This is a genomic window from Pedococcus ginsenosidimutans (assembly GCF_039544395.1).
Lineage (GTDB): Bacteria > Actinomycetota > Actinomycetes > Actinomycetales > Dermatophilaceae > Pedococcus > Pedococcus ginsenosidimutans.
This window is the reverse complement of the sequence record NZ_BAABLO010000001.1, coordinates 489,450-512,581: the sequence shown is the minus strand read 5'-3', so window position 1 is coordinate 512,581 and position 23,132 is coordinate 489,450. Positions and strand designations below refer to the sequence as shown.

The following is a 23,132-nucleotide window of genomic DNA, read 5'->3' as shown; positions in this document are numbered from 1 at the left end:
CCCGGCGTGCCCCCCGTGCCGGCCCGCTCCTCGGCCACCTCGCCCTTGGCGGCTGGGGCGGCGGCGACGTCGGCGGGTGCCTCGGCGGCGGGGGCCACCCGCTTCCGCCTCAGCGTGCTGCTCGGGGCCGCGCTCTTCGCGCCGGCCGCCTTCCTGGTGCTGCGGGGCAACCTGTCCGTCACCGACGCCCTGCTGCGGTTCGGCTGCGCCCTGGTCGTCGCGGCGGCAGGCACGGCCCTGGTCCTGGCCACCGTGCCCCGCGAGGCCGTCGCCGAGACGGCCGAACCGGCCACGGCGTCCCCGGCGGCCCCGGCGGCCGCCACCCCCTCGGCTCCGTAGGCCGCTGCCCGGGCTCGAGTGCCGGTTAGACCACGCTGAGCAGCGCCAAGGCGTAGGCGCTCTCGGGGTCGGCGTCCCGGAACGTCGCCGAGCCCTTCCCGTCGTCCACCGAGACGTCGACGAGCCAGTCGTCGCCCTCGCGACGCAGGCCGAGGAAGCGGTCACCGAGCAGTGAGCGGAGCTGGTCCTCGCGCGGCATCCACAGCGCCGTGTCGAGGGTGACCGAGTCCAGCGCCCACTCCGTCGTCCCGTTGAACCCGATGAGGGGCTGCCCGTGGAACGTGTGCACGTCGATCGTGAGGTGGCTGATCCAGAAGACCTCGCCCACGACGTTGGGCTGGTCGATGGTGAACCGGTCACCCGGTGCGGGCTCCCACAGCACGCCACCCTCGCTGAGGCCGCGGGCGAGCTCGACGGAGATCATGCTCCGAGCCTACGTCCGTCCCACGCGGGCCACCCGCCCACCGAGGCTGGAGCCGCGCCCACACCAGGACGTCGCCGGCGCTCCGGGCTCGCCGACGACCGGCAGCGGGTCAGCAGCCCTTGGTCGACGTGCCCGACGTGGCGGACGGGGTCGGCTTGGCCTTGGCCGGCGCCGCCAGGGCGGTGAACTTGTCACCGAGCACGAGGTCCACCGAGGAGTCGGTCCGGCTGTCCTTGACGGCCTTGGCGCCCTTCACGAGGGTCAGGACCAGGCGGGCGCCGGAGCGGCCGGTGGCGCCGTACCGCACCTCCGCCGGGCCGGACACGGTCTTCTGCAGCGGGTCGTTGGCGACCGTCGACACGCGGTAGCCGCGCTTGCGGACCGCGCTCGCCGTCGTCGCGGCGAGGCCGCTGCGGTCGGTGGCGTTGTAGACGTTGACGGTGACCCCGGCCGGCGTGAGTGCCGGCGTGGTGGTCGTGGTGCAGGTCGAAGGGGTCGCCGTGGTGCGGTGCCCGGCGGAGGCCTCGAAGTAGGAGTAGGCGTACCAGAAGGCGAAGAACAGCAGCAGGGCGACGATCCCCAGCGTGATCAGGGCGCGACGCCGTCGCGCGCGCCGGGAGCTCGACGCCCCCGACTCCACGATGTAGCTCACCGCCCACCTCCGCCCCGTCGCGTACGGCCCCGCCTGAGGCTGGGGCCTGGTCGGGGCTAGTCAAGCACGAGGACGCGCGCGTGCAGGGTAGGTCGCTGCTGAAGGGCGGCACGCAGGGCGCGGTGCAGGCCGTCCTCGAGGTAGAGCTCGCCCTCCCACTCCACGACGTGGGCGAACAGGTCGCCGTAGAACGTCGAGTCCTCGGCGAGCAGCTGCCCCAGGTCGAGGGTGCGCTTGGTGGTGATGAGCTCCTCGAGCCGGACCATCCGCGGGGGCACCTCCGCCCAGTCCCGCGGGGTCTGCTTGCCGTGGTCCGGATACGGCTTGCCCTCGCCCACCTTCTTGAAGATCACCCAGCCACCATAGGGGTACGCGGCCGGGCGCCCCAGCGCGCTGGTCGGGTGCCGTCGTCCCCACTGCTCGCAGGGGCGGCCCGCACTAGAGTGCCGAAGGTGACCGAGCACGCGAGCAGCCAGCCGAGCACCGACCAGTCCGCGAAGTCCACCGAGCAGCTCGACACCATCAGGGCGGGCTACTCCTTCGAGGGCGGGGCCCTGCTGTTCGGCGCGGCCGTCGTCGACGGGACGGCCCATCCGGACGCACCCGTCAAGGTGCCGCTCGCGACCCTCAACCGGCACGGGCTCGTGGCCGGGGCCACCGGCACCGGCAAGACCAAGACGTTGCAGCTGATGGCCGAGCAGCTCTCGGGCCAGGGCGTCCCGGTCTTCCTCGCCGACATCAAGGGCGACCTCTCCGGCATGGCCACCGCCGGCACCAGCAACGACCGGATCACGAGCCGCGCGACGGACGTCGGGCAGCAGTGGGTCGGCACGGCATACCCCACCGAGTTCCTGTCGCTCGGCGGTCTCGGGCAGGGCATCCCGGTCCGCGCCACGATCACGTCGTTCGGGCCCACGTTGCTCTCGAAGGTGTTGGGGCTCAACGACACCCAGGAGTCCAGCCTCGGCCTGGTGTTCCACTACGCCGACAAGAACGGCCTCGCGCTGCTCGACATCAAGGACCTGCGCGAGGTCGTCTCGTTCCTCACCTCCGACGAGGGCAAGGCCGACCTCAAGTCGCTCGGCGGCCTGTCGTCGGCGACGGCCGGGGTCATCCTCCGCGAGCTGGTCGCGTTCTCCGACCAGGGGGCCGACGCCTTCTTCGGCGAGCCCGAGTTCGACACCAGGGACCTGCTGCGGACGGCGGCCGACGGGAAGGGCCTCGTCACCTGCCTGGAGCTGCCGGCGGTGCAGGACCGGCCGGCGCTGTTCTCGACGTTCCTCATGTGGCTGCTCGCCGACCTGTTCCACGACCTGCCCGAGATCGGCGACGCCGACAAGCCCAAGCTCGTCTTCTTCTTCGACGAGGCACACCTGCTGTTCCAGGACGCGAGCAAGGCGTTCCTCACCGCCATCGAGCAGACCGTGCGGCTGATCCGGTCCAAGGGCGTCGGCGTCTTCTTCGTCACCCAGAGCCCCAAGGACGTGCCCAGCGGGGTCCTGGCCCAGCTCGGCAACCGGGTGCAGCACGCGCTGCGCGCCTACACCCCGGAGGACGCCAAGGCCCTCAAGGCGGCCGTGTCGACCTACCCCCGCAGCGGCTACGACCTCGAGGAGCTGCTCACCTCCCTCGGCACCGGCGAGGCGGTCGTGACGGTGCTGTCCGAGAAGGGCGCCCCCACCCCGGTGGCGTGGACGCGGATGATCGCCCCGCAGTCGCTGATGGCGCCCTCGGACGAGGCGACGGTGTCCGCGCTCGTCGCGGCGTCGCCGCTGTCGGCGAAGTACGCCACGGCCATCGACCGCGAGTCCGCCTACGAGAAGCTCCGGTCCCGGCTCGAGGCAGCACCCGCCGCGCCGCCGGCCGCCCCCGCTCCCCAGTCGGCCCCCGCACCGGCCCCCGCGCCGCGCGCCCCGAAGCCTGCGAAGGAGCAGCCGAGCATCGTCGAGCAGGTGGTGACGTCCAGCGCGTTCAAGTCGGCGCTGCGCTCGGCCGGCACGGTCCTCGGTCGCGAGATCACCCGGTCGATCTTCGGCACCGCCCGCCGCTCCCGCTGAGGCCGCGCGCTCGAGCGGGCCGCGCACGCGGCGGCCAGGCGGCATACCGAGCCGGCCACGCTCCGCACCGAGCCGGTGTGCAGCCGCCCGACGACCAGCTCGCCGCACCGTCGGCTCCGTCGAGCACGAAAGCCGGTGATGCGTCAGCGAGGTGGTCGTCCCCCGGTGGGGGTGTGGAGAACTCCCGGTGCCGGTGGCCGTGCCCTCCAGACTTCTGGGGTGGACGTGGTGACGGCGGTGACCGCACTGGGTGGGGTCACCCAGCGCGGGCCGCTGCTGCACCTCGTGTCGCGGGCCGCGCTCGAGCGGGCCGTCGCGCGCGGAGAGGTCGTCCGGGTGGCGCGAGGTCGCTACGCGCTGCCGACCGACGAGGAGGCTCGCCGGCGGGCGCACGAGCTGACGGGCACGGCCGTCCTCATCAGTGCGGCGGCCCACTGGGGCTGGGCGCGGATGTGGGAGCCGCGTCGCCCGCAGGTCGCCGTGCCCCGGGGACGCAAGGTGCCACCCGAGCGACAGAGCGCGGTCGACGTGAGGTGGCGCACGGTCCCGCCGACGGACGTCGTCGACGGCTGGGTGACCAGCCGCGAACGTACTCTCCTCGACTGTGCGGCCTTGTTGCCGTTCGAGCAGGCCCTCGCCATCACCGACTCGGCACTGCGCGCCGGCAGCGTCAGCCGGTCGGTGCTGGCCGCCCGGGTGGCGGACCTGCCACGCGTGCACCGTGCGCGGGCCAGGCGGGTGTTCGCGGAGGCCTCGCCCTTGGCTGCGAACCCGTTCGAGTCGGCCCTGCGGGCGATCGCGCTGGGGGTGGCGGGGCTCGATGTCCGGTGCCAGGTGCGGATCGACGACGACCGCGGCTGGGTCGGACGGGTCGACCTCGCCGACCGCAACCTCCGGATCGTCGTCGAGGCGGACAGCATGGAGTACCACGGCGAGCGCGAGGCGATGGACCGCGACGTCGAGCGCTACACGCGCCTGGTCGGTGACGGCTGGCTGGTGCTCCGGTTCACGTGGTCGCAGGTGATGACCCGACCGGGCTGGGTGGCGCAGATGCTGGCCAAGGCGGTGGCGCAGCGGTCGCACCTGGTCCGTGCCGCGTGAGGGCGACCGCGCGACGACCGGCTCGTGCTGCGTCGCGCGCCGCCGAGCACGGAACGCCGCACCCGTGACCCGAGGTGGTCGTCCGCCGGTCCCTCGCCGAGGGGGTATGGCGCCGAGGCGGGTATGGCGCCGGGGCGCGGGCGCGCGGTGTGGGGGACCCCGGCGCGACGGCAGGGTGAGCCCGCGAGGTCAGCCGAGGAGGGCGGCGAGGAGCAGGATGACCGGCACCGCCCCGACCGTCGTGATGAGGATGGTGTCGCGCGCCAGCACGGTGGCCCGGCCGTAGCGCGTGGCGTGGACGAAGATGTTCTGCGCCGTGGGCAGGGCCGAGGTGACCACGATGGCGAGCAGGGCGTGCCCCTCGACCCCGATGAGGTGCGCGGCGACGAACCACGCGACGAGCGGCTGCAGGACGAGCTTGATCGACGAGGTGGTGGCCAGCTCCGTGACCGACCCGGCGCGACCCAGCCCGGGCCCCAGGCGCAGCGCGATGCCGTAGGCCACGAGCATGCTGGGCACCGCCATGTTGCCGATGAGCCCGAGCGGGTTGGCGAGGGCGGAGGGGAGAGTCCAGCCGGTCAGCGCGAGCACGACGCCGGCGAGCGAGCCCAGCGTCAGGGGGTTCCTGAACGGCCGCGTCAGCACCTGCCAGACGGACCCGGCTCGACCCCGCGCGTCGGCGTCGAGGACGGCCAGTCCCAGCGGCTGGAGGACGAGCATCTGCAGCAGCAGGGTCGGTGCGACCAGGGCGGCGTTCCCGAGGACGTAGCTGGCGATGGGGATGCCGAGGTTTCCGGCGTTGACGTACGACGCGGACAGAGCCCCGATGGTCGCGTCACCGAGCCCGCGGTGCCACACCCAGCGGGCCAGGGCGCAGTACAGGCCGGCGGAGGCGACCACCCCGGCGCTCGTGGCGATGAGGTTGGCCGAGAGCACCGAGTGGACGTCGGCCCGGCTCAGCGTGATGACCATGAGGGCCGGGCTGGCGACGAAGAACGCGAGCCTCGACAGGACCTGCTGGGCCTCGAGGTCCACGACGCGCAGGTGCGCGAGCAGGACGCCGACGCCGATGACGACGGCGATCGTGGCGAACCCGGTGAAGACCCCCTGCACGCGGACAGGCTAGGCGGGACCCCGCAGAACGGGTGCAAGGGTCTCGAGAACGCCCGCGTCCTCGATGGTGCCGGGCACGACCGGGGTCCGGCCGTCGGCCATCTCGCGCATCGTCTTGCGCAGGATCTTGCCGGAGCGGGTCTTGGGCAGCGCCGGGACGATGTCGACGCGGTGCAGGGAGGCTACGGCCCCGACCTCGTCGCGGACCCGCTGGACCAGCTCGGCCCGGATGCGCTCGCCCTCGGCGCCCGCGTCGATGCCGGCCTTGAGCACCACCAGCCCGCGCGGCACCTGGCCCTTGAGCTCGTCGGCGACACCGATGACCGCGCACTCCGCGACGGCCTCGTGGCCGGCGAGTGCCGCCTCGATCGAACCCGTCGACAGCCGGTGACCGGCGACGTTGAGCACGTCGTCGGTGCGCCCCATGACGTAGAGGTAGCCGTCCTCGTCGACGAGCCCCCCGTCGCCCGTGAGGTAGTAGCCGTCGAAGGCCGACAGGTAGCCCGCGACGTAGCGGTCGTCGTCACCCCACAACGTCGGCAGGGTGCCCGGGGGCAGGGGCAGCCGGATGCAGATGGCGCCCTCCCGGCCCGCCGGCAGGCGCTCCCCGCGCTCGTCGAGGACGTGCACGGCGTACCCGGGGCACGGCACCGTCGGCGAGCCGGCCTTGATGGGCATGGGTTCGAGCCCACGCAGGTTCGCGGCGACCGGCCACCCGGTCTCGGTCTGCCACCAGTTGTCGACGACGGGGACGCCGAGCCGCTCCGAGGCCCAGGCATAGGTGTCGGGGTCGAGCCGCTCGCCGGCGAGGAAGACCGTCCGCAGCGAGGACAGGTCGTGCCCGCGCATGAGCCGGCCCTCGGGGTCCTCGCGCTTGATGGCGCGGTACGCGGTGGGGGCGGTGAACATCCCCTTCACGCCGTACTCCGCGATGACGCGCCAGAACGCGCCCGCGTCGGGGGTGCCGACCGGCTTCCCCTCGTAGAGCACGGTGGTCGCGCCGGTGAGCAGTGGCGCGTAGACGATGTAGGAGTGGCCGACGACCCAGCCGACGTCGCTGGCGGTGAACCACGCGTCGCCGGGACCGATGCCGAACACGTTCTCCATCGACCAGCGCAGGGCCACCGCATGGCCGCCGTTGTCGCGGACGATCCCCTTCGGGCGGCCGGTCGTGCCCGAGGTGTAGAGGATGTAGAGCGGGTCGGTGGCGGCCACCTCGACGCAGTCGGCCGGCTCGGCGTCGGCGACCAGCTCGTCCCAGTCGAGCTCCTCCCAGTCGGTGTCGCGCTCACCGACGGCGGCACGCGCCTGCGGCCGCTGGAGCACGATGACGGACTCGGGCTTGTGGCTGCTGCGGTCGAGGGCCGCGTCGAGCATGGGCTTGTACTCGACGACCCGGGTGGTCTCGATGCCGCAGCTGGCCGCGACGACCACGGTCGGGCGCGCGTCCTCGATGCGTGCCGCGAGCTCGGCGGGGGCGAAGCCGCCGAAGACGACCGAGTGGACCGCGCCGATGCGGGCGCAGGCCAGCATGGCGACGACGGCCTCCGGGACCATCGGCATGTAGATGACGACCCGGTCGCCCTTGGTGACGCCCAGCGAGTCCAGCGCCCCCGCGAAGGTGGCGACCCGGTCGAGCAGCTCGGCGTAGGTGAACGTCGTCTTCGTCCCGGTCACGGGGGAGTCGTGGTGGAGCGCGGCCTGCGCCCCGCGACCCGCGGCGACGTGGCGGTCGAGGGCGTTGAAGCAGGTGTTGAGCGTGCCGCCGGTGAACCAGCGGTAGAACGGGGGCCGGTCGTCGTCCAGCACGCGCGGGGGAGGGGTGACCCAGTCCACGAGCCGGCTGGCGCGGCCCCAGAACGCGTCCGGGTCGGCCAGACTCTCGTCGTACGCCGCGCGGTAGGCACCGTTGCTCATGGGTCCATCGTGGGGCGCGGGCCACAGGGGCGCCAGAGGTGTCCGTCGCCCCTGCGGCGGGAGTGCCACGCGCCGCGGCGAGTGGTCGTCAGGGGGAGGTGACGGGTGGTGCCCAGCCCGGGCGGGGCACCAGGCAGAAGGGGTGGCCGGCGGGGTCGGCGTAGACGTGCTCGCCCGGGGGGCTGAGCAGCCGGGCGCCGAGCGCCACGGCCTCGGCGCCCAGGACGACGGGGTCGTCGGCCATGACGTCGAGGTGGACCTGCTGCGGACGAGTGGGGTCTCCCCACACCGGTGCCTGGTGGTCGGGCGCGAGCTGGAACGCCATCCCGGACGTCGTGTCGTCGACGGCGACGACCACCCAGTCGTCGCTGGACCACGTCACGGGCAGGTCCAGCAGCGCGGACCAGAACCTCGCCACCGCGTGGGGGTCGCGGCAGTCGAGGACGACGTGGTGCAGGCGGCCGGGCACGGGCAGCCCTAGCCGGTGGGGCGGTTGGTGTAGCGGATCCACGCGGAGGAGTCACGGTGCCACCAGCGCACCAGGGTCCAGGCGCCGACGAGCAGCAGCGACAGCGCGAGCACCCGGGCGAAGAGACCCGCCGTGGGCAGCAGGCCGGCGAAGAACACGACCAGGGCGATGCCGAAGAAGGCGCAGCCGAGCCACCTCGCCCACGAGGACCCCCGGGCGGCGGCCTGCGCGAGGCTGAACCAGGCGACGGCCGACACGACGGCCCAGGCCGCGGAGATCGTGAGGCTGAGGGTGACGATGCTGTCGAGGTCGCGCGCGTTGACGGTGGCACCCTGCGACCTGGCCTCGGCGGCGAACGCGGTGTGCAGGGCGCCCCTGGTGAGCAGGGCACGGGGGATCTCGAGCAGGCTGAGGACCGCCCCGACCTGGAGCAGCCGCACCGTCTCGAGGATCGACTGCGGTGGCACCACGGGGCTGCCGGGGGCGCCGGGGCGCCAGGTCGTCCGCTCCGGGGACCGGCCGTCGCCGGCGGTGTCGGGGCTGAGGACTCCGCGCCAGCGGATCTGTCGCGCCATGGGTCGACCCTATTCCGCCGGGTCGACCGCGGTCACCGTTCCTCCGCGCACGGCGCGCGGGACGGACCGCGAGACCTGACGAAATCCTGACCAAACCGGACAGGCGAACCCCTTGTCGCCATCCCGCTACGTAGGTAAGTTCCGCAAAGAGTCATTCAATGGTGAATCGTTCACTTATCTGGAGGCACCCATGTCAGGGTCAGTCCTGTCCCGCCGTTCCGTCATCGCCGGCGCCGCCGGTGTCGCCCTCCTCGGTGCGGGGCTGTCCACCGCGGCGGCCGCACCCCCCTCGGCTGCACCGCCACTGCCGCCCGCCGCGGAGCACGGCTGGGTCACCTCCACCCTCGCGCGGATGACGACCGAGGAGAAGGTCGGCCAGCTCTTCATCCAGAACGTCTACGGCAAGGACGCGACGACCCCGGACGCGCGCAACATCCCGCTGTACGGCGTCGCGAGCCCCGCAGAGGTCGTGCGCAAGTACCACCTCGGCGGCGTCATCTACTTCGCGTGGACCGACAGCGTCCAGAACCCGCAGCAGATCACCGGCCTCTCGAACGGGCTCCAGCAGGCAGCGCTCACCCAGGACTCGAAGGTCCACGTCCCCCTCCAGGTCGCGACCGACCAGGAGCAGGGTGTGGTCACCCGGATCGGGCCGCCGGCGACGCAGTTCCCCGGTTCGATGGCGCTCGGCGCGGGCCGCAGCACCGACGACGCGCGCACCGCCGCGCGGATCACCGGTGAGGAGCTCAAGGCCATGGGCGTCAACACCGACTTCGCGCCCGACTCCGACGTCAACGTCAACGCCCTCAACCCCGTCATCGGCACCCGCTCGTTCTCCTCCGACCCGGGTCTGGCCGCCGACATGGTCGGGGCGCAGGTCCGCGGCTACCAGGACGACGCAGGCATCTCCTCCTCGGCCAAGCACTTCCCCGGCCACGGCGACACCGCGACCGACAGCCACGTGGCGTTCCCGATCATCACGCACACCCGCCAGCAGTGGGAGCAGGTCGACGCCCCGCCGTTCAAGGCGGCGATCGCCTCCGGGATCGACATGATCATGACGGCGCACCTGAACTTCCCGGCGCTCGACGACTCCGGCGACCCCGCGACCCTGAGCCGCCCCATCCTCACCGGCCTGCTGCGGGGCGAGCTCGGCTACAAGGGCGTCATCGTCACCGACTCCCTCGCCATGCAGGGCGTGCGCGACCTCTACGGCGACGCCGAGGTCGCCGTGCGGGCCCTGTCCGCCGGTGCCGACCAGCTGCTCATGACCCCCGCGATGGACGACGCGTACGCCGCGGTGCTCGACGCCGTGCACACCGGCCGGATCAGCCGGGCCGACCTCGACGCCAAGGTGACCCGGGTGCTGGAGCTGAAGTACTCGCGCGGCATCGTCGCCCACCCCTACGCCGACCCGACCGCCCTCGACTCGGTCGTCGGCACCCCGGAGCACCTGGCCGCGGCCGACGCCATCACCGACCGCACGACGACGCTGGTCAAGAACGACACCCACACCCTCCCGCTCGCCACCTCCGGCGCGAAGGTCCTCGTCACCGGGTACGGCGTCACGACCACGCAGACCCTCGCCGACGGGCTCGCGAAGCAGGGGGCGGTGACCACCGTGAAGCAGACCGGCACGTCGCCGACCGACGCCCAGGTGGCGAGCGCGGTCGCGGCCGCCGCCACGCAGGACGCCGTCGTCGTCACCACCATGAAGGCCTGGGACACCTCGGTCACCGACCCGCGCGGAGGACAGCAGAAGCTCGTCAAGCAGCTCCTCGCCACCGGCAAGCCCGTCGTCGTGGTGGCCACCCGCGACCCCTACGACATCGCGTACCTGACCCAGGCACCGACCTACCTGGCGACCTACTCCTACAGCCCGGTCGCCATCGAGGCGGTGGCCCGCGTGATCGGCGGCACGGTGGCGCCGACCGGCAAGCTGCCCGTCGACATCCCCGTCGCCGGCGACCCGTCCAGGGTCCTCTACCCCTTCGGCCACGGCCTCACCTACTGAGGCGCGGGAGGACTGACATGGCACACCTCGACCGACGACAGCTCCTGACCGCAGCCGGTGCGGGAGCCCTGGCCCTGCCACTGGGCGCGGCGTCCGCCTCCTCGGCCCGCGCCGCCACCGCCGGGACCTCGGCCCCCCGCGCTGCAGCGGGCCCGGCCGCAGCCCCGGCCGGCGGGTCGTTCCCGCGACGGCCGGTCACGACCGGTGCCGAGCGTGCCGCGGCCGACGGGTGGTCGACGCTGTCCGGCCAGAGGGTCGGCATCATCACCAACCCGACCGGCATCCTCGGCAACCTGCGCACGGTGGTCGACGAGATGCACGAGGCGGGCACCGTCGACATCGTCGGCGTGTTCGGCCCCGAGCACGGCTTCCGCGGGACCGCCCAGGCGGGCAGCTCCGAGGGGACCTCGACCGACCCGCGCACGGGCCTGACCGTCTACGACGCCTACGGCGCCGGTGTCACCACGATGGAGCGGCTGTTCCGCAAGGCCGGGGTCGAGACCGTCGTCTTCGACATCCAGGACGCCGGTGCGCGCTTCTACACCTATATCTGGACCATGTACACGGCCATGCGGGCCGCGGTCGCGACGGGGGCGAGGTTCGTCGTCCTCGACCGCCCGAACCCGTTGGGCGGCAAGGCCTTCGGGCCCATGATGACGACGGCCTACACCTCCGGCGTGGGTGCCAAGGAGATCGTGCAGGCGCACGGCATGACCGTCGGCGAGCTCGCCCGCTACTTCGACGGCGAGTTCCTCACCGCCGACGCCGGCGGACGCCTGGACGAGCTGTCCGTCGTGGAGGTCAGCGGCTGGCGCCGCGACGTGACCTTCGCGGCCACGGGCCTCCCGTGGGTCATGCCGAGCCCCAACATGCCGACGCCCGACACCGCCCTGGTCTACCCCGGCACCGGGATGTTCGAGGGCACCAACCTGTCGGAGGGCCGCGGCACGACCAGGCCGTTCGAGCTCGTCGGGGCGCCCTACGTCGACCACCGCTGGGCCGAGCGCCTCGCAGCGCTCGACCTGCCGGGCGTCGGGTTCCGCGAGGCGTACTTCACCCCGACGTTCAGCAAGCACGTCAACCTCGTGTGCGGCGGTGTCCAGGTGCACGTGACCGACCCGTCCGCCCTCGACCCGATGCGCGTGGGCGTCGAGATGCTCGTGGCGGCCAAGGCGCTGTACCCCGACTTCGCCTGGCGCTACGACAGCTACGACCCCGCCCGTCCCTACTGGATCGACAAGCTGTCCGGCTCGACCCGGCTGCGCGAGCAGGTCACCAGGGGAGCCTCCGCCGACGAGGTCGTGAGTGCCTGGCATGACGAGCTCGCGGCCTTCGACGCCCGCCGCCAGCAGTACCTCCTCTACCGCGGCCCGGCCGCCTGACCCGATCGGTGCCCCACCATGCGCCTGCGCCCAGCCCTGTCCGCGACCGTCGCCGCCTGCGCCCTCGTGGCCACCGGCGCCCTCGTGCCCACGCCCGCCGTGGCTGAGGACTTCAGCAAGCCGTTCCGGGGCTTCGCCCCGCCGAACACCGTGCTGTCCGACGCCCCACCCGCCTCGGTCGGTCTCGACCCGGCCCCGATCGCGACCGCGGTGGACCAGATCCGGGGCCACGAGACGGCCCCGGCCGGCGGCCACCCGATGTATGCCGGTGCGGTGGGGCTGATGGGCCACGACGGGAAGGTCGTCGAGCGCGATGCGAGCGGCTACGCCCTGAAGTACGCCGACGCGACGACCGAGCTGCCGCGCGACCAGTGGGTGCCGATGCGCGACGACACGGTCTTCGACCTCGCCTCGGTGTCCAAGCTGTTCACCTCGCTCGCCGTGGTGCAGCTCATCGAGGAGGGCAAGGTGTCGCTGGACGCGCCCGTGGCGACCTACCTGCCGGAGTTCGCCGCGGGGGGCAAGGAGGCGGTCACCGTCCGCCAGCTGCTCACCCACACCTCTGGGTTCACCTCGTGGCTGCCGCTGTGGAGCAGGTACCCGGACAAGGCGTCGCGCATCAAGGCGGTGATGGACCAGCCGCTGACCAACCCGCCGGGGTCGACCTACCTCTACAGCGACCTCAACATGATCAGCCTCGGCGTCCTCGTCGAGCGGCTGCGCGGCGAGTCGCTCGACCGGGTCGTCGCGGAGCGCATCACCGGCCCCCTGGGCATGCACGACACCGGGTACAACCCGACCGACCGCACCCGCACGGCGGCGACGGAGTACCAGACCGCACCCGCGCGCGGCATGGTCTGGGGCGAGGTGCACGACGAGAACGCCTGGTCGCTCGGCGGCGTCGCGGGCCACGCCGGCGTCTTCTCCACCGCTGACGACCTCGCGGTGCTCAGCCAGGCACTGCTCAACGGCGGCACCTACCGGGGTCACCGGATCCTGAGCAGGGACAGCGTCAACCAGCTCATCACCGACTTCAACGGCGACTTCCCCGGGGACGCGCACGGGCTGGGCTTCGAGCTCGACCAGCGCTGGTACATGGACGCCCTCTCCGGGCCCAGGACCGCCGGCCACACCGGGTACACGGGCACCTCCATCGTCATCGACTTCGCGTCGCGCTCGTTCGCGATCCTGCTCACCAACCGCGTCCACCCGTCCCGCAGCTGGGGGAGCAACAACCTCGCCCGGCGCGAGTGGGCCGGCGGCCTCGCCCAGGCGATGAGGGTGCGACCGAAGCATGGCGACACGGCGTGGTTCTCCGGTGCGCGTGACGGCTCGACCACCACCCTCTCGACGTCTCCCCTCACGGTGCCCGCAGCGGGTGCCCGGCTCGGGTTCGACCTCTTCCTCGACACCGAGGACACCGACCTGCTGGCGCTCGAGCGGTCCACCGACGGCGGAGCCAGCTGGGAGAAGGTCCCGTTCACGGTGCGCGACCGTGGGGAGACGACGTCCAGCGACGGTGTGGTCTCGGGCAGCGGCGATCGCCGCTGGGCGCAGGCCCGGGCGGACCTCCTGCCGGGGTCCCAGGTGCTGCGCTGGCGCTACACCACCGACGGGGCCTACCTCGGGCGCGGCGTGTACGTCGACGACATCCGTGTGGCGGCGCCGGGAGGGACGCTGCTGGACGGGGAGGCGCACCCGGAGTCCCTGGTCGCCAAGGGCTGGAGCCTGCGGTCGCGGTGAGGCGGGGGGCCACGCCGTACGGTAAGCGCATGTCCCCCCGCGCCACCGACGCCGCCGCGCCACCCGTGCCCCTCCTGCTCCGCCTGCGCGGGATCCGCCCCTCGTTGTCGCCCGCGGAGGACCGGGTGGCCGAACGCGTGCTGGCCGACCCGCGAGCCGCTGCCGCCCTGACCATCAGCGAGCTGGCGGCGACGGCGCAGACGTCGGAGACGACCGTGCTGCGGTTCTGCCGGCGGCTGGGGCTCCCCGGCTACCCCCAGCTGCGCCTGGGCCTCGCGGAGGAGAGTGCCCACCCGCGCTCTGTGGCAGCCAGCGACACCGACATCAGCGCCAAGGACACCATCGACGACATCGTCGCCAAGGTGGCGTGGGTCGACGCGAGCGCGGTCGAGGAGACCGCACAGCAGCTCGACCGCGTGGCCCTGGCGGCCACGGCGGCGGCCGTCGCCGCGGCCAAGCGGGTGGACATCTACGGCATCGGTGCCAGCGCCATCGTCGGGACCGACCTGCAGCAGAAGCTGCACCGGATCGGCGTGGTGGCCTTCGCGTGGAACGACCCGCACATCGCCCTCACCAGCGCCACGCTGCTGTCGCGCGGTGACGTGGCCATCGGCATCTCTCACTCCGGCACGACCAGCGAGACCATCGCCGCCCTCGACGCGGCGCGGGGCCGGGGCGCCACGACCGTCGCCGTGACCAACTTCCCCGTCTCACCGCTGGCGGCCGAGGCGGACCTCGTGCTCACCACGGCGGCCCGCGAGACCAGCCTCAGGTCGGGCGCGACCGCCAGCCGCATCGCCGCGCTCACCGTCGTCGACTGCCTGTACATCGCTGTGGCACAACGGAACCTGCCCCGTGCCCGCAAGGCGGTCAAGGAGACGCGGCAGGCCGTGGCGAGCCGTCACGTCGACCCCCAGACGTGACTGATTCACACCATTGACGCATCCTGCGTAGGAAAGTAACCTCGGCCGCGTGACCAGCCATGTGAGCGTCAGCGCGCCCACCGAGGAACGCCACCCCGGGACCACCGCGATCGACACCCGGTCGACGCTGGACGTCCTGCGGCTCCTCAACGACGACGACGCCAAGGTGGCTCCGGCCGTCGCCGGGGTGCTGCCCGAGCTGGCGCTGCTCGTCGACCGGGCCGTCGCCTCGATTCGGGCCGGGGGCACCGTGCACTACTTCGGGGCCGGGACCTCGGGGCGCCTGGCCGTGCTCGACGCCGCCGAGCTCCTCCCCACCTTCAACGCCCCCGAGGGCCTCTTCGTGGCCCACCACGCGGGTGGCCTCGGGGCGCTGCTGCGCGCGGTCGAGAACGTCGAGGACGACGTCGAGGCCGGGCGGCGCGAGGCGGACGGCCTGCGTGCCGGTGACCTCGCCGTCGGGCTCACCGCCTCGGGCCGTACGCCGTTCGTCGGGGGAGCGCTGGCGCGGGCCCGCGAGCTCGGTGCGGTCACCGCCCTCGTGACGTCCAACCCCGACGCCCCGCTGGGGCACCACGTCGACCACCTCCTGGCCGCCGAGACCGGGCCCGAGGTCCTCACGGGGTCCACCCGCCTCAAGGCGGGGACCGCGCAGAAGCTCATCCTCAACTCGTTCTCGACGGCCGTCATGATCCGCCTCGGACGGACCTGGTCCAACCTCATGGTCGACGTCGTCGCCACCAACGCCAAGCTCCGTGGGCGCGTCCTGCGGATCCTGCAGGAGGCCAGCGGTGCCAGTGAGGGCGACGCCCGGCTGGCTCTGGAGCAGGCCGACGGCGAGCTCAAGCCCGCGCTGCTGTCCCTGCTCGCCGGCACCGACGCCGCCACCGCCCGGGCCGCCATCGCCCGGCACGACGGGTCGGTCGCCGAGGCGCTGGCCGCCTTGGTGCCCGCACCCGGCACGACCCCCGCACCCGAGACCGCCCCTGCACCCGGCACCGCCCTCGCACCCGACACCGCCCTCGCACCCGCCGGCGCCGCTGCCGCTCCCACCACTGCCAGCCCCGCAACCACCCCCGCCACCGCTGCACAGCAGTCCCTGACAGGAGACCGTTCATGACCCGTCCTGCCCGTAGGTCCACCGCCCTCGTGGCCGTCCTGGGTGCCACCGCCGCCCTCGCCGCCTGTGCCCCCTCCAGCGGTGGCTCGGACTCCGGTGGCGGCGACGGCGGCACCACGCTGACGGTGTGGTCGTGGCGCGTCGAGGACGAGGCCGCCTACACGAAGATCTTCGACGCCTACGAGAAGGCGCACCCCGGCGTGACGGTGAACTTCAAGGCGTTCAAGGCCACCGAGTACAACAAGATCCTCGCGACCGGTCTCGCCGGGTCCGACGGTCCGGACGTGCCGCAGGTCCGCTCCTACGGCCAGCTCCAGACCACGGTCGCGTCCGGCTCCCTCGTGCCCCTGGACGGCAAGGTCGACCTCGCCGGCTGGGACCAGAACGTCGTCGCCAGTGCCAAGGGCAAGGAGGACGGGAAGATCTACTCGGTGCCGCTGGCCAGGCAGACGACGGTCATGTTCTACAACGAGGACGCCTTCGCCAAGAACGGCATCACGCCCCCCACCACGTGGGACGAGTTCATCGCCGCCAACACCAAGCTGGCCGCGGCCGGCATGACGCCGATCGCGGTGGGCGCCAAGGACGACTGGACCCTGCCGATCGTGCACGAGGTCCTCGCGGCGCCGCGCTTCGGTGGCAAGGCGTTCCAGAACGAGGTGGCCACCGGCGCCAAGGACTTCACCGACCCCGACTGGGTCGCCTCGGTCAAGGTCGTCAAGGACCTCGAGAAGTTCATGCCCAAGAACGTCACCGGTGTCGCGGTGACCGACGCGCAGACGCTGTTCACCGCGGGCAAGGCCGCCATGCTGCCCGGCGGCTCCTACGACCTCGCGGTGCTGCAGAAGGCCAACCCGCAGATGAAGATCGGCGTCATGCAGGTGCCGCCTCCCCCCGGCTCGCCGAGCGGCTCCGCCGCAACCACGGCCGGCTGGGCCGACGGCAACTTCGCCGTCTCCAAGAAGTCGACGCACCAGGCGCAGGCCACCGAGCTCGTGAAGTGGATGTCCACCAAGGAGTTCGGCCAGATGGTCGCCGACGACGTCAAGCAGATCTCCGCGGTGCCGGGCGTCGAGTACAAGGACCCGCTGCTCAAGTCGATGAGCGACAACTACCAGAAGACCGGCTCGCCCTACCTGCTGCTCACCGACTTCCGCTACGGCGCACCGTCGGGCACCGACCTGCTCGGCAAGGGCATCCAGCAGCTGCTCCTGGGCAGCAAGGACGCCTCGGCCGTGAGCAAGGACCTCGACACCGGCGTCAAGACCTGGTTCAAGCCGGCCTCGTGACGCGTCGCACCGGACTGCTGTTCGTCCTGCCGGCCCTGCTGCTCTTCGGGATCTTCGTGCTCTACCCGATGGGCACGGCGTTCTCCTACGCGTTCTTCGAGTGGCGGGGCACGGCACGGGGCGCGTTCGCGGGCCTGGACAACTTCCGCACCCTGTTCACCCGGGCACCGTTCACCACCGATCTGCCCCGGGCCCTGCTCCACAACATCCTGTTCTTCGTGGGGACGATGGCGTTCCAGAACACCATCGGCCTGGGCGTGGCCTTCCTGCTGCACCGCCGGGCCCGTACCCGGCGGCTGCTGCAGACGCTCTACGCGATGCCCTACCTCGTGAGCCCGATCGTCATCGGCTACCTGTGGACGCTGCTGCTCTCGCCGACCTTCGGCCCGGTCAACCAGCTGCTCACGAAGGTCGGGCTCGACTCCTGGGCACTGCCGTGGCTGGGTGACCCCAAGACCGCGCTGTGGGTGGTCGTGCTCGTGAGCGTGTGGCAGTGGATCGGCTTCCCCGTGCTGCTGTACGGCGCCGCGCTCGGCGGGGTGCCCGAGGAGCTCACCGAGGCGGCGCGCGTCGACGGGGCGAGCAACCGGCAGGCGTTCCAGAAGGTGACGTTGCCGCTGCTCGTGCCGGCGATCGGCACGGTGTCGGTCCTGACGTTCATCTTCGCGATGGAGGCGTTCGCGCTCCCGTACGCGTTCGGCGGCTCGACCGGCAACCCCGCGGGATCGACGGACTTCGTGTCGCTGCTCTTCTACCGCACCGCCTTCGACTCCGGCTCGGTCGACGCGATCGGCAGCTCCTCGGCGCTGGCGACCCTCCTCTTCGTCGTCATCTTCGGTGGCGCCGTCGGGGCCACGTCGGTGCTGCGCCGGCACGAGCGGAGGATCACGGCATGAGCGTCGTCGCGCCGGCCGCGACGGCGACCACGGACTCCCCGGTCCTCGCGCAGCCGAAGGGGCCGCGGCGCAGTACCGGCCAGAAGCCCGTCGGCGGTGTCGGGGCCAGCATCCTCCTGTGGGGCTACGCCGCCATCGCGCTGGTGCCGTTGCTGCTCATGGTCGTCAGCTCGTTCCGCACCAACGCCGACCTCATCACCGACCCGCTCGGCCTGCCGTCTCCGGTGTCGGTCGAGAGCTACCGCGAGGCGTGGACGACGGGCAGCTTCGCCACCTACTTCGGCAACTCCCTGCTCGTGACCGTCGGCGCCGTCGCGCTCTCGACGGTCGTCTCGACGATGGCCGCCTATGCCCTCGCCCGGGTGCACTCGCGGGCCTTCCGGGCGCTGGAGTCGCTGTTCCTCTCCGGCCTGATGCTGCCGATCCACCTGGCGATCCTGCCGATCTTCTACCTGTTCGACGGCCTCGGCCTCATCGACTCCCGGTTCGGCCTGGCGCTCATGTACGGCGCGTCCGGCGTCCCCTTCTCGATCTTCGTGCTGACGACGTTCTTCCGGCAGCTCCCCGCGGAGCTCGAGGAGGCCGCGGCGCTCGACGGCGCGTCACCGTGGCAGACGTTCTGGCGGATCATGGTGCCGCTGGTGCGCCCCGCGCTGGCGACGGTGGCCGTCTTCAGGTTCGTGCCGATCTGGAACGACTTCCTCTTCCCGCTGGTGCTGCTGCGCAAGGAGGAGAAGTACACCCTGCCGGTCGGGCTCACGACGTTCTTCGGCGAGAACGCGACCAACTACTCGGCCGTCTTCGCGGGTCTGGTCATCACCACGATCCCGCTCATCGTGCTGTTCCTGGTCGCCACCAAGCAGATCGTCGCCGGATTGACCGCGGGCATGTCCAAGTGATCCCATCGCCCGCGTGAGCAGCGGTGGCGGGTCCTGCGTCGCGGCCGTCGACATCGGCGGGTCCGGCCTGAGGGTGCAGGTCTGCCGCGACGGCCGCCCCGGCCCGGTGCGCACCGCCCCGGGTGTGCGCATCCAGCCCGGCGGGATCGACGTGCCCACCCTGGCCCTCGCGGCCCGCGGGCTGCTCGCGGAGGAGGGCGGCCCGCAGGCGCCGGATGTCGTGGTGTGGTCGATGCGGGGGCTGCTGTTCCTCGCCGACCGCGTCGAGGTGATGCGGACGGTGCGCTCCACGCTCGGGGCGGGGCGGACCGTGGTCGTCAGCGACGCCGTCGCCAACCTCGTCGGTGCCCTCGGCGGCCTGCGCCCGGGAGCCGTGATGGCGGCCGGGACCGGGGCGGTCGCGTTCGGCACCGACTTCGGCGACACCTGGCGCCGCGTCGACGGCTGGGGCCACGTGCTCGGCGACGTGGGTTCGGCGGCCTGGCTCGGGCTCGAGGGGCTGCGCGCCGCGCTGCGGGCCCACGACGGCCTGCCGGACGGGTCGTCGGTGCTGCTCCGGGCGGGCGTCGACGCCCACGGCGAGCCGGCGACCTGGCCGCGCCAGGTGATGAACGCACCCGACGCCCCGGAACGCCTGGCCGGCTTCGCGCCGGCCGTGGCTGGTGCGGCGCCGGCCGACCCGGTGGCTGCCGCGCTGTGCGCCCGCGCGGGACAGGGGCTCGGTGACTCGCTGCTCGCCGCGGCGGTCGGCCTCGAGGACCCCGTGCTGGCCGCCACGGGAGGCGTCCTCGGTGCGCCCGTCGTCCGGGCGGCGCTGGAGGAGCGGTTGACCGCGCAGGGGCGCCACCTCACGCCGGCGGTCGGTGGCGCGCTCGACGGGGCACGCCTGCTCGGCGCGCACCTCGTCGAGGCGGGCACCCTGCCCACGCACGCGGCGTACCTGCTCGTCGGCTGACACCGCGCGACGCTGCGCGCTGCCCGACGTCGCGTCACCGTTCGCGGCTCTCGCGCCACGAACGGTCGCGCCCGCGCACCGGTCGATGCCGTTCGTGGCGCCGCCGCCACGAACGACTCGGCCCGCCGCGAGGAGGGCAAAGAGAAAGGCCCCCGCTGGTGCTCGGGGGCCATCTCGTGTGGCGGAGGATAGGGGATTCGAACCCCTGAGAGCTTTCACTCAACACGCTTTCCAAGCGTGCGCACTAGGCCACTATGCGAATCCTCCGCGGGCGAGGCTACACGGGCACCGGCCCGGTCCTGAAATCGTCAGCTCGGGGAGCCCGCCGGGGGTCCCACGAGCAGCGCGACGGTGGTCAGCGCGGCCACCGCGAGGAGCGCGACGACGGCTGCGGCGACCGGCCGGGCGAGCAGCCGCGCCTGCACCTTCTCGGGCACCGAGCGGGGCACCTCGCCGCCGGCGCGCAGCCGCCAGCCGCGGTCGAGCAGGTGGCGCCGCTCGGCCCGGTGGTCGAACCACACGGTCATGAACGGCGGTACGGCGCTGGCGAGCCCGAGCAGCGTCACGCGTGCGGACCAACGCTGGTCCACCGCGACGAAGAGCGTGCCGATGCAGTAGGCGATGAAGACGACGCCGTGCAGCATGCCGAAGACCTGCACCCCGAGCTCGGTGGTGCGGGTGACGTACTTCAGCACCATGCCGACGAGCAGCAGGGCCCAGGTGGTGGCCTCGGCGAGGGCGAGGCGACGGAACAGGACGAGCGGTGACATGGGGGCTTCCGGGTCAGTGCGGACGACTCCCAGCAGTGTCTCAACAGGGGATTGGCTGCCACGGCACGGCCCCGTCTACACTGGCGACCGGCACCCCGCGTGGTGGTACCTCTCCGAACTCCCCCAGGGCAGGAATGCAGCAAGGGTAGGAGAGCTCTTCCAGGTACGCGGGGTGTCCTCGTGTCTGCCGGGGTTCCAGCCCTGCCCCGCAAAAACGCCGGTTGCCCGGCGAAGGTCGGGACATCTACCCGCGGGTCGCCGGGCAACCGGCGTTTTGCGCCGAGACCAGCGCGGGCCGCCAGGGCGCCACCGGGTCGCCGCGCGGGGAGGGTCAGGCGCGGTGGGCCTCGTCGAGTCGGCGTACGCGGCGCATCCCGAACAGCGCCGTGCCGGCGGTGAAGAGCACGACCACCACGACCCCGTGGCCCACCCCCGAGCGGCCCAGCGCCGCGGTCGCCGCGACCACGCCGACGACGGCGAGCAGCAGCGGGCGGGAGTACCAGAACACGACGGAGATCACGGCCGAGCCGCCGGAGAACAGCGACACCGGCGGCAGTCCCCGGAAGGCGGCCATGAGGTGCGCCGCGGCGACCAGCCCCGTCACGAGCAGCGGCCACCAGATGGCGGTGGTGCCGGCCGAGGGTGAGGTGATCGTGGTGACGGCGCCGGTGAGGAGCGCCACGACGGCATACAGCGCCGACGGCACGAGCAGGTGGGCCCGGGCCTCGTCGCGGAACGGCAGCCCGATCAGCGCAGGCGTCCCGGCGTTGTCGCCCTGCAGGCGCAGACCCTCGGCCCACGCGCCGTACCCGAGGTAGGCCGCGACGATCCCCACGAAGGCGATGATGCTCGGCACCCCCGGTGTCGTGGAGTGGGCCAGGGCCCACGAGCCGCCGACCGTGAGGACCAGCCCGGCCGTGACCGCGCCGGGGGAGCGGCGGAGCCCGAGGGCGTCCCGGGCGGCGACGACGCCGACGGGGCCGTGGGCGCGCAGGCGCGAGTGGCGCAGCCGGGTGCTGGGGGCGGCGACGTCGAGCCGCGCCGCGCGCAGGTCGCCGGCGAGGACGGCACCGCCGACGGTGACCGCACGGGCCGACTGGGTGCGCAGGCCCACGTGGTGCAGCGCCCGTAGCGAGCGCCCCTCCCGCAGGACCGTCGAGGGGCCCCGCGAGCCGGTCGGCCACGAACGCACCTGCCCCCAGAGCCACGCACCGGCGACGGCCAGCCCGAGCAGGAGGCCACCGAGCACCGAGGGCACCAGGGCCAGGGGCGAGGCCACCTTGGCCACCACCATGCCCGTGCCGACGACGGCGCCCGTGAGCAGCCCCCCGAGCAGGCACCCGAGCAGGCTGAGGCGCCACCAGCGCCGCAGGACGACGGCGCGGTCGAGGGCGCTGGAGGCGACGTGGTCGAGGTAGGGCAGGTCCGGCACCACCGGTCCGCGGATCGAGCCGACGCGGTAGGCGAGCAGCACCAGCCCGAGCACGACGGCACCGATGACCAGCACCCCCTGCACCCCGGTCAGGTGGCGGGACAGCCACCCCGGGTCGACGAAGATGAAGAACGCCCGTGACGCCGGCACGCCGTAGACGAGCGAGGCGATGACGGCGACGTAGGCGGCGTACACGGCGTTGGAGGCGCTCCGGTCGGCCTCTCCGCCGTGGATCACCTCACGGGCCTGCGCGAGGCGCTCGCGGTCGGTGGTGGGAGCGCTCGCCGAGGTCGTGGTCGCGCTCATGCGCCGGTGATGTCGAGGACCTTGTCGCCCAGCGCGGAGGTCATCACCGGGTCGTGGCAGGCGACGACCAGTGCCGTGCCGGCGGCCTTGCGGGACAGCAGGATCTGGGTCAGCACCTCGCGCTTGTGGGTGTCGAGGCGCTGCTCGGGCTCGTCGAGCAGCAGCACCTGCGACGGCCGGAACAGCACCATCGCGAGGTGGAACAGCTGTTGCTGCCCCGAGGACAGCTCGTGGGGGAACCGCTCGGAGAGGTGGTCGATCTCGAGCGCGGCCAGCATGTCGTCGGCGCGCTCGTCGGCGGTGTCGATGGCCCCGCCCCAGGTGGAGTCGATGAGCACCAGGTGGTCGATGAGGGTGAGGTCGCGGTACGCCGTGGGCGAGCCGACCAGCGCCGCGACCCGCGCGCGCGTGGCCGCGTCGCGCTCGTCGAGCGGGCCGTCGTCGAGGGTGGCGGAGCCGGTGGAGGGCTCGAGGGCGCCGGCGATGATCTTGAGCAGCGTGGTCTTGCCGCTGCCGTTGGCACCCCTCAGGACGACGCAGCGTCCGGACCGGACGGTGAGGCTGACCGGGGCCAGCAGGACCGACCCGTCGATGTCCTTGCCCGCCTTGGACACCTTGATGGTGACCGGCGCGGCAGGGGTGCCGTCAGCCGCGGCCGTGGCACTGGCCTGAGCACGTCGTCCGAACATGGACCTCCCTCGTCAGCGGCCAGTCTGTCACCCGCGCCCGGCCGGCCCGTGCCGACGGCCTCAGCGA

22 protein-coding genes, 1 tRNA gene and 1 other RNA gene are annotated in these 23,132 nt (G+C 72.9%); 13 read left to right on the top strand and 11 right to left on the bottom strand.

The annotated features are described in order from the left end of the window. The first annotated feature begins 6 nt into the window (after window positions 1-6). Entirely contained in the window at window positions 7-339 is a 333-nt protein-coding gene (locus ABEA42_RS02530; protein WP_345500933.1) for a hypothetical protein, read from the top strand. A 25-nt stretch (window positions 340-364) separates the two neighbouring features. Here the strand turns inward: ABEA42_RS02530 and ABEA42_RS02525 are convergent, their stop codons facing one another. The 3 genes from ABEA42_RS02525 to ABEA42_RS02515 form a co-directional block, all read right to left on the bottom strand. Next, window positions 365-763 carry a hypothetical protein gene (locus tag ABEA42_RS02525; protein WP_345500931.1) on the bottom strand — a complete coding sequence of 133 codons (399 nt, stop codon included), beginning with the start codon at window positions 761-763 and terminating at the stop codon, window positions 365-367. A gap of 109 nt (window positions 764-872) precedes the next feature. After that, window positions 873-1,415: a LytR C-terminal domain-containing protein gene (locus ABEA42_RS02520; protein ID WP_345500929.1), complete on the bottom strand. Its 543-nt coding sequence runs from the start codon at window positions 1,413-1,415 to the stop codon at window positions 873-875. 56 nt (window positions 1,416-1,471) lie between these two features. Next, entirely contained in the window at window positions 1,472-1,768 is a 297-nt protein-coding gene (locus ABEA42_RS02515; protein ID WP_345500928.1) for a type II toxin-antitoxin system VapB family antitoxin, read from the bottom strand. 99 nt (window positions 1,769-1,867) lie between these two features. On the opposite strand from ABEA42_RS02515, the gene ABEA42_RS02510 reads away from it, so the two are divergent. Together ABEA42_RS02510 and ABEA42_RS02505 are read left to right on the top strand one after the other, a co-directional pair. Beyond that, window positions 1,868-3,472 carry a helicase HerA-like domain-containing protein gene (locus ABEA42_RS02510; protein ID WP_345500927.1) on the top strand — a complete coding sequence of 535 codons (1,605 nt, stop codon included), beginning with the start codon at window positions 1,868-1,870 and terminating at the stop codon, window positions 3,470-3,472. A gap of 219 nt (window positions 3,473-3,691) precedes the next feature. Beyond that, a complete protein-coding gene (locus ABEA42_RS02505) occupies window positions 3,692-4,573 on the top strand; it encodes a DUF559 domain-containing protein (RefSeq protein ID WP_345500925.1) in 882 nt (293 codons plus the stop codon). 189 nt (window positions 4,574-4,762) lie between these two features. Here ABEA42_RS02505 and ABEA42_RS02500 read toward each other — a convergent pair whose 3' ends face one another. The 4 genes from ABEA42_RS02500 to ABEA42_RS02485 all read right to left on the bottom strand — a co-directional run bounded on the left by ABEA42_RS02500 (window position 4,763) and on the right by ABEA42_RS02485 (window position 8,647). Beyond that, window positions 4,763-5,686, bottom strand: coding sequence for an AEC family transporter (locus ABEA42_RS02500; RefSeq protein ID WP_345500924.1), 924 nt, complete (start codon window positions 5,684-5,686; stop codon window positions 4,763-4,765). A gap of 9 nt (window positions 5,687-5,695) precedes the next feature. Then, window positions 5,696-7,603 carry a propionyl-CoA synthetase gene (locus ABEA42_RS02495; RefSeq protein WP_345500923.1) on the bottom strand — a complete coding sequence of 636 codons (1,908 nt, stop codon included), beginning with the start codon at window positions 7,601-7,603 and terminating at the stop codon, window positions 5,696-5,698. Window positions 7,604-7,691: 88 nt separating this feature from the next. Next, the gene (locus ABEA42_RS02490; protein ID WP_345500922.1) at window positions 7,692-8,072 is read right to left on the bottom strand and encodes a VOC family protein; all 381 of its coding nucleotides are present in this window, start codon (window positions 8,070-8,072) and stop codon (window positions 7,692-7,694) included. Window positions 8,073-8,080: 8 nt separating this feature from the next. Next, window positions 8,081-8,647: a hypothetical protein gene (locus ABEA42_RS02485; RefSeq protein ID WP_345500921.1), complete on the bottom strand. Its 567-nt coding sequence runs from the start codon at window positions 8,645-8,647 to the stop codon at window positions 8,081-8,083. Between the two features lie 190 nt (window positions 8,648-8,837). Here ABEA42_RS02485 and ABEA42_RS02480 point away from each other — a divergent pair, with 190 nt between their 5' ends. Genes ABEA42_RS02480 through ABEA42_RS02440 form a run of 9 tightly spaced genes read left to right on the top strand, consistent with a single transcriptional unit; the run spans window position 8,838 to window position 19,868 of the window. Then, window positions 8,838-10,661 (top strand): glycoside hydrolase family 3 protein, encoded by a 1,824-nt coding sequence (locus ABEA42_RS02480; protein ID WP_345500919.1) that lies wholly within the window; start codon window positions 8,838-8,840, stop codon window positions 10,659-10,661. A 17-nt stretch (window positions 10,662-10,678) separates the two neighbouring features. Further along, window positions 10,679-12,043, top strand: a complete 1,365-nt coding sequence (locus ABEA42_RS02475) for an exo-beta-N-acetylmuramidase NamZ family protein (RefSeq protein ID WP_345500918.1) — start codon at window positions 10,679-10,681, stop codon at window positions 12,041-12,043. Between the two features lie 18 nt (window positions 12,044-12,061). Further along, window positions 12,062-13,786: a serine hydrolase gene (locus ABEA42_RS02470; RefSeq protein ID WP_345500917.1), complete on the top strand. Its 1,725-nt coding sequence runs from the start codon at window positions 12,062-12,064 to the stop codon at window positions 13,784-13,786. A 29-nt stretch (window positions 13,787-13,815) separates the two neighbouring features. After that, window positions 13,816-14,709 (top strand): MurR/RpiR family transcriptional regulator, encoded by an 894-nt coding sequence (locus tag ABEA42_RS02465; RefSeq protein ID WP_345500916.1) that lies wholly within the window; start codon window positions 13,816-13,818, stop codon window positions 14,707-14,709. Window positions 14,710-14,758: 49 nt separating this feature from the next. Next, window positions 14,759-15,829, top strand: a complete 1,071-nt coding sequence (locus ABEA42_RS02460; protein WP_345500915.1) for an N-acetylmuramic acid 6-phosphate etherase — start codon at window positions 14,759-14,761, stop codon at window positions 15,827-15,829. Continuing rightward, window positions 15,826-17,118 carry an ABC transporter substrate-binding protein gene (locus ABEA42_RS02455; protein ID WP_345500914.1) on the top strand — a complete coding sequence of 431 codons (1,293 nt, stop codon included), beginning with the start codon at window positions 15,826-15,828 and terminating at the stop codon, window positions 17,116-17,118. The genes ABEA42_RS02460 and ABEA42_RS02455 overlap by 4 nt, the downstream gene beginning before the upstream one ends. Further along, on the top strand, window positions 17,115-18,014 hold the full coding sequence (locus ABEA42_RS02450) for a carbohydrate ABC transporter permease (protein WP_345500913.1): 900 nt from the start codon (window positions 17,115-17,117) through the stop codon (window positions 18,012-18,014). The genes ABEA42_RS02455 and ABEA42_RS02450 overlap by 4 nt, the downstream gene beginning before the upstream one ends. Further along, window positions 18,011-18,913, top strand: a complete 903-nt coding sequence (locus ABEA42_RS02445) for a carbohydrate ABC transporter permease (RefSeq protein WP_345500912.1) — start codon at window positions 18,011-18,013, stop codon at window positions 18,911-18,913. Before ABEA42_RS02450 ends, ABEA42_RS02445 begins: the two co-directional genes overlap by 4 nt. Before the next feature lie 13 nt (window positions 18,914-18,926). After that, window positions 18,927-19,868, top strand: coding sequence for a BadF/BadG/BcrA/BcrD ATPase family protein (locus tag ABEA42_RS02440; protein ID WP_345500911.1), 942 nt, complete (start codon window positions 18,927-18,929; stop codon window positions 19,866-19,868). 179 nt (window positions 19,869-20,047) lie between these two features. Here the strand turns inward: ABEA42_RS02440 and ABEA42_RS02435 are convergent. After that, window positions 20,048-20,135 (bottom strand) — tRNA-Ser (locus tag ABEA42_RS02435). 41 nt (window positions 20,136-20,176) lie between these two features. Then, entirely contained in the window at window positions 20,177-20,638 is a 462-nt protein-coding gene (locus ABEA42_RS02430; RefSeq protein WP_345500909.1) for a DUF3817 domain-containing protein, read from the bottom strand. An 86-nt stretch (window positions 20,639-20,724) separates the two neighbouring features. On the opposite strand from ABEA42_RS02430, the gene ffs reads away from it, so the two are divergent. After that, window positions 20,725-20,821: signal recognition particle sRNA small type (ffs, locus tag ABEA42_RS02425), an RNA gene on the top strand. A gap of 148 nt (window positions 20,822-20,969) precedes the next feature. On the opposite strand, the gene ABEA42_RS02420 is transcribed toward ffs, so the two are convergent. Together ABEA42_RS02420 and ABEA42_RS02415 are read right to left on the bottom strand one after the other, a co-directional pair. Then, window positions 20,970-22,376, bottom strand: a complete 1,407-nt coding sequence (locus ABEA42_RS02420) for a hypothetical protein (RefSeq protein WP_345500908.1) — start codon at window positions 22,374-22,376, stop codon at window positions 20,970-20,972. Beyond that, window positions 22,373-23,065 carry an ABC transporter ATP-binding protein gene (locus tag ABEA42_RS02415; RefSeq protein ID WP_345500907.1) on the bottom strand — a complete coding sequence of 231 codons (693 nt, stop codon included), beginning with the start codon at window positions 23,063-23,065 and terminating at the stop codon, window positions 22,373-22,375. Before ABEA42_RS02415 ends, ABEA42_RS02420 begins: the two co-directional genes overlap by 4 nt. Window positions 23,066-23,132: the final 67 nt, after the last annotated feature.

What these genes read in the sequence shown, in the direction of transcription:
- ABEA42_RS02480 (WP_345500919.1), top strand. Translation starts at nt 8,838, where the DNA reads ATGTCAGGGTCAGTCCTGTCCCGCCGTTCCGTCATCGCCGGCGCCGCC.
- ABEA42_RS02420 (WP_345500908.1), bottom strand. Translation starts at nt 22,376, where the DNA reads ATGAGCGCGACCACGACCTCGGCGAGCGCTCCCACCACCGACCGCGAG.
- ABEA42_RS02415 (WP_345500907.1), bottom strand. Translation starts at nt 23,065, where the DNA reads ATGTTCGGACGACGTGCTCAGGCCAGTGCCACGGCCGCGGCTGACGGC.
- ABEA42_RS02465 (WP_345500916.1), top strand. Translation starts at nt 13,816, where the DNA reads ATGTCCCCCCGCGCCACCGACGCCGCCGCGCCACCCGTGCCCCTCCTG.
- ABEA42_RS02455 (WP_345500914.1), top strand. Translation starts at nt 15,826, where the DNA reads ATGACCCGTCCTGCCCGTAGGTCCACCGCCCTCGTGGCCGTCCTGGGT.
- ABEA42_RS02445 (WP_345500912.1), top strand. Translation starts at nt 18,011, where the DNA reads ATGAGCGTCGTCGCGCCGGCCGCGACGGCGACCACGGACTCCCCGGTC.
- ABEA42_RS02470 (WP_345500917.1), top strand. Translation starts at nt 12,062, where the DNA reads ATGCGCCTGCGCCCAGCCCTGTCCGCGACCGTCGCCGCCTGCGCCCTC.
- ABEA42_RS02485 (WP_345500921.1), bottom strand. Translation starts at nt 8,647, where the DNA reads ATGGCGCGACAGATCCGCTGGCGCGGAGTCCTCAGCCCCGACACCGCC.
- ABEA42_RS02475 (WP_345500918.1), top strand. Translation starts at nt 10,679, where the DNA reads ATGGCACACCTCGACCGACGACAGCTCCTGACCGCAGCCGGTGCGGGA.
- ABEA42_RS02525 (WP_345500931.1), bottom strand. Translation starts at nt 763, where the DNA reads ATGATCTCCGTCGAGCTCGCCCGCGGCCTCAGCGAGGGTGGCGTGCTG.
- ABEA42_RS02495 (WP_345500923.1), bottom strand. Translation starts at nt 7,603, where the DNA reads ATGAGCAACGGTGCCTACCGCGCGGCGTACGACGAGAGTCTGGCCGAC.
- ABEA42_RS02430 (WP_345500909.1), bottom strand. Translation starts at nt 20,638, where the DNA reads ATGTCACCGCTCGTCCTGTTCCGTCGCCTCGCCCTCGCCGAGGCCACC.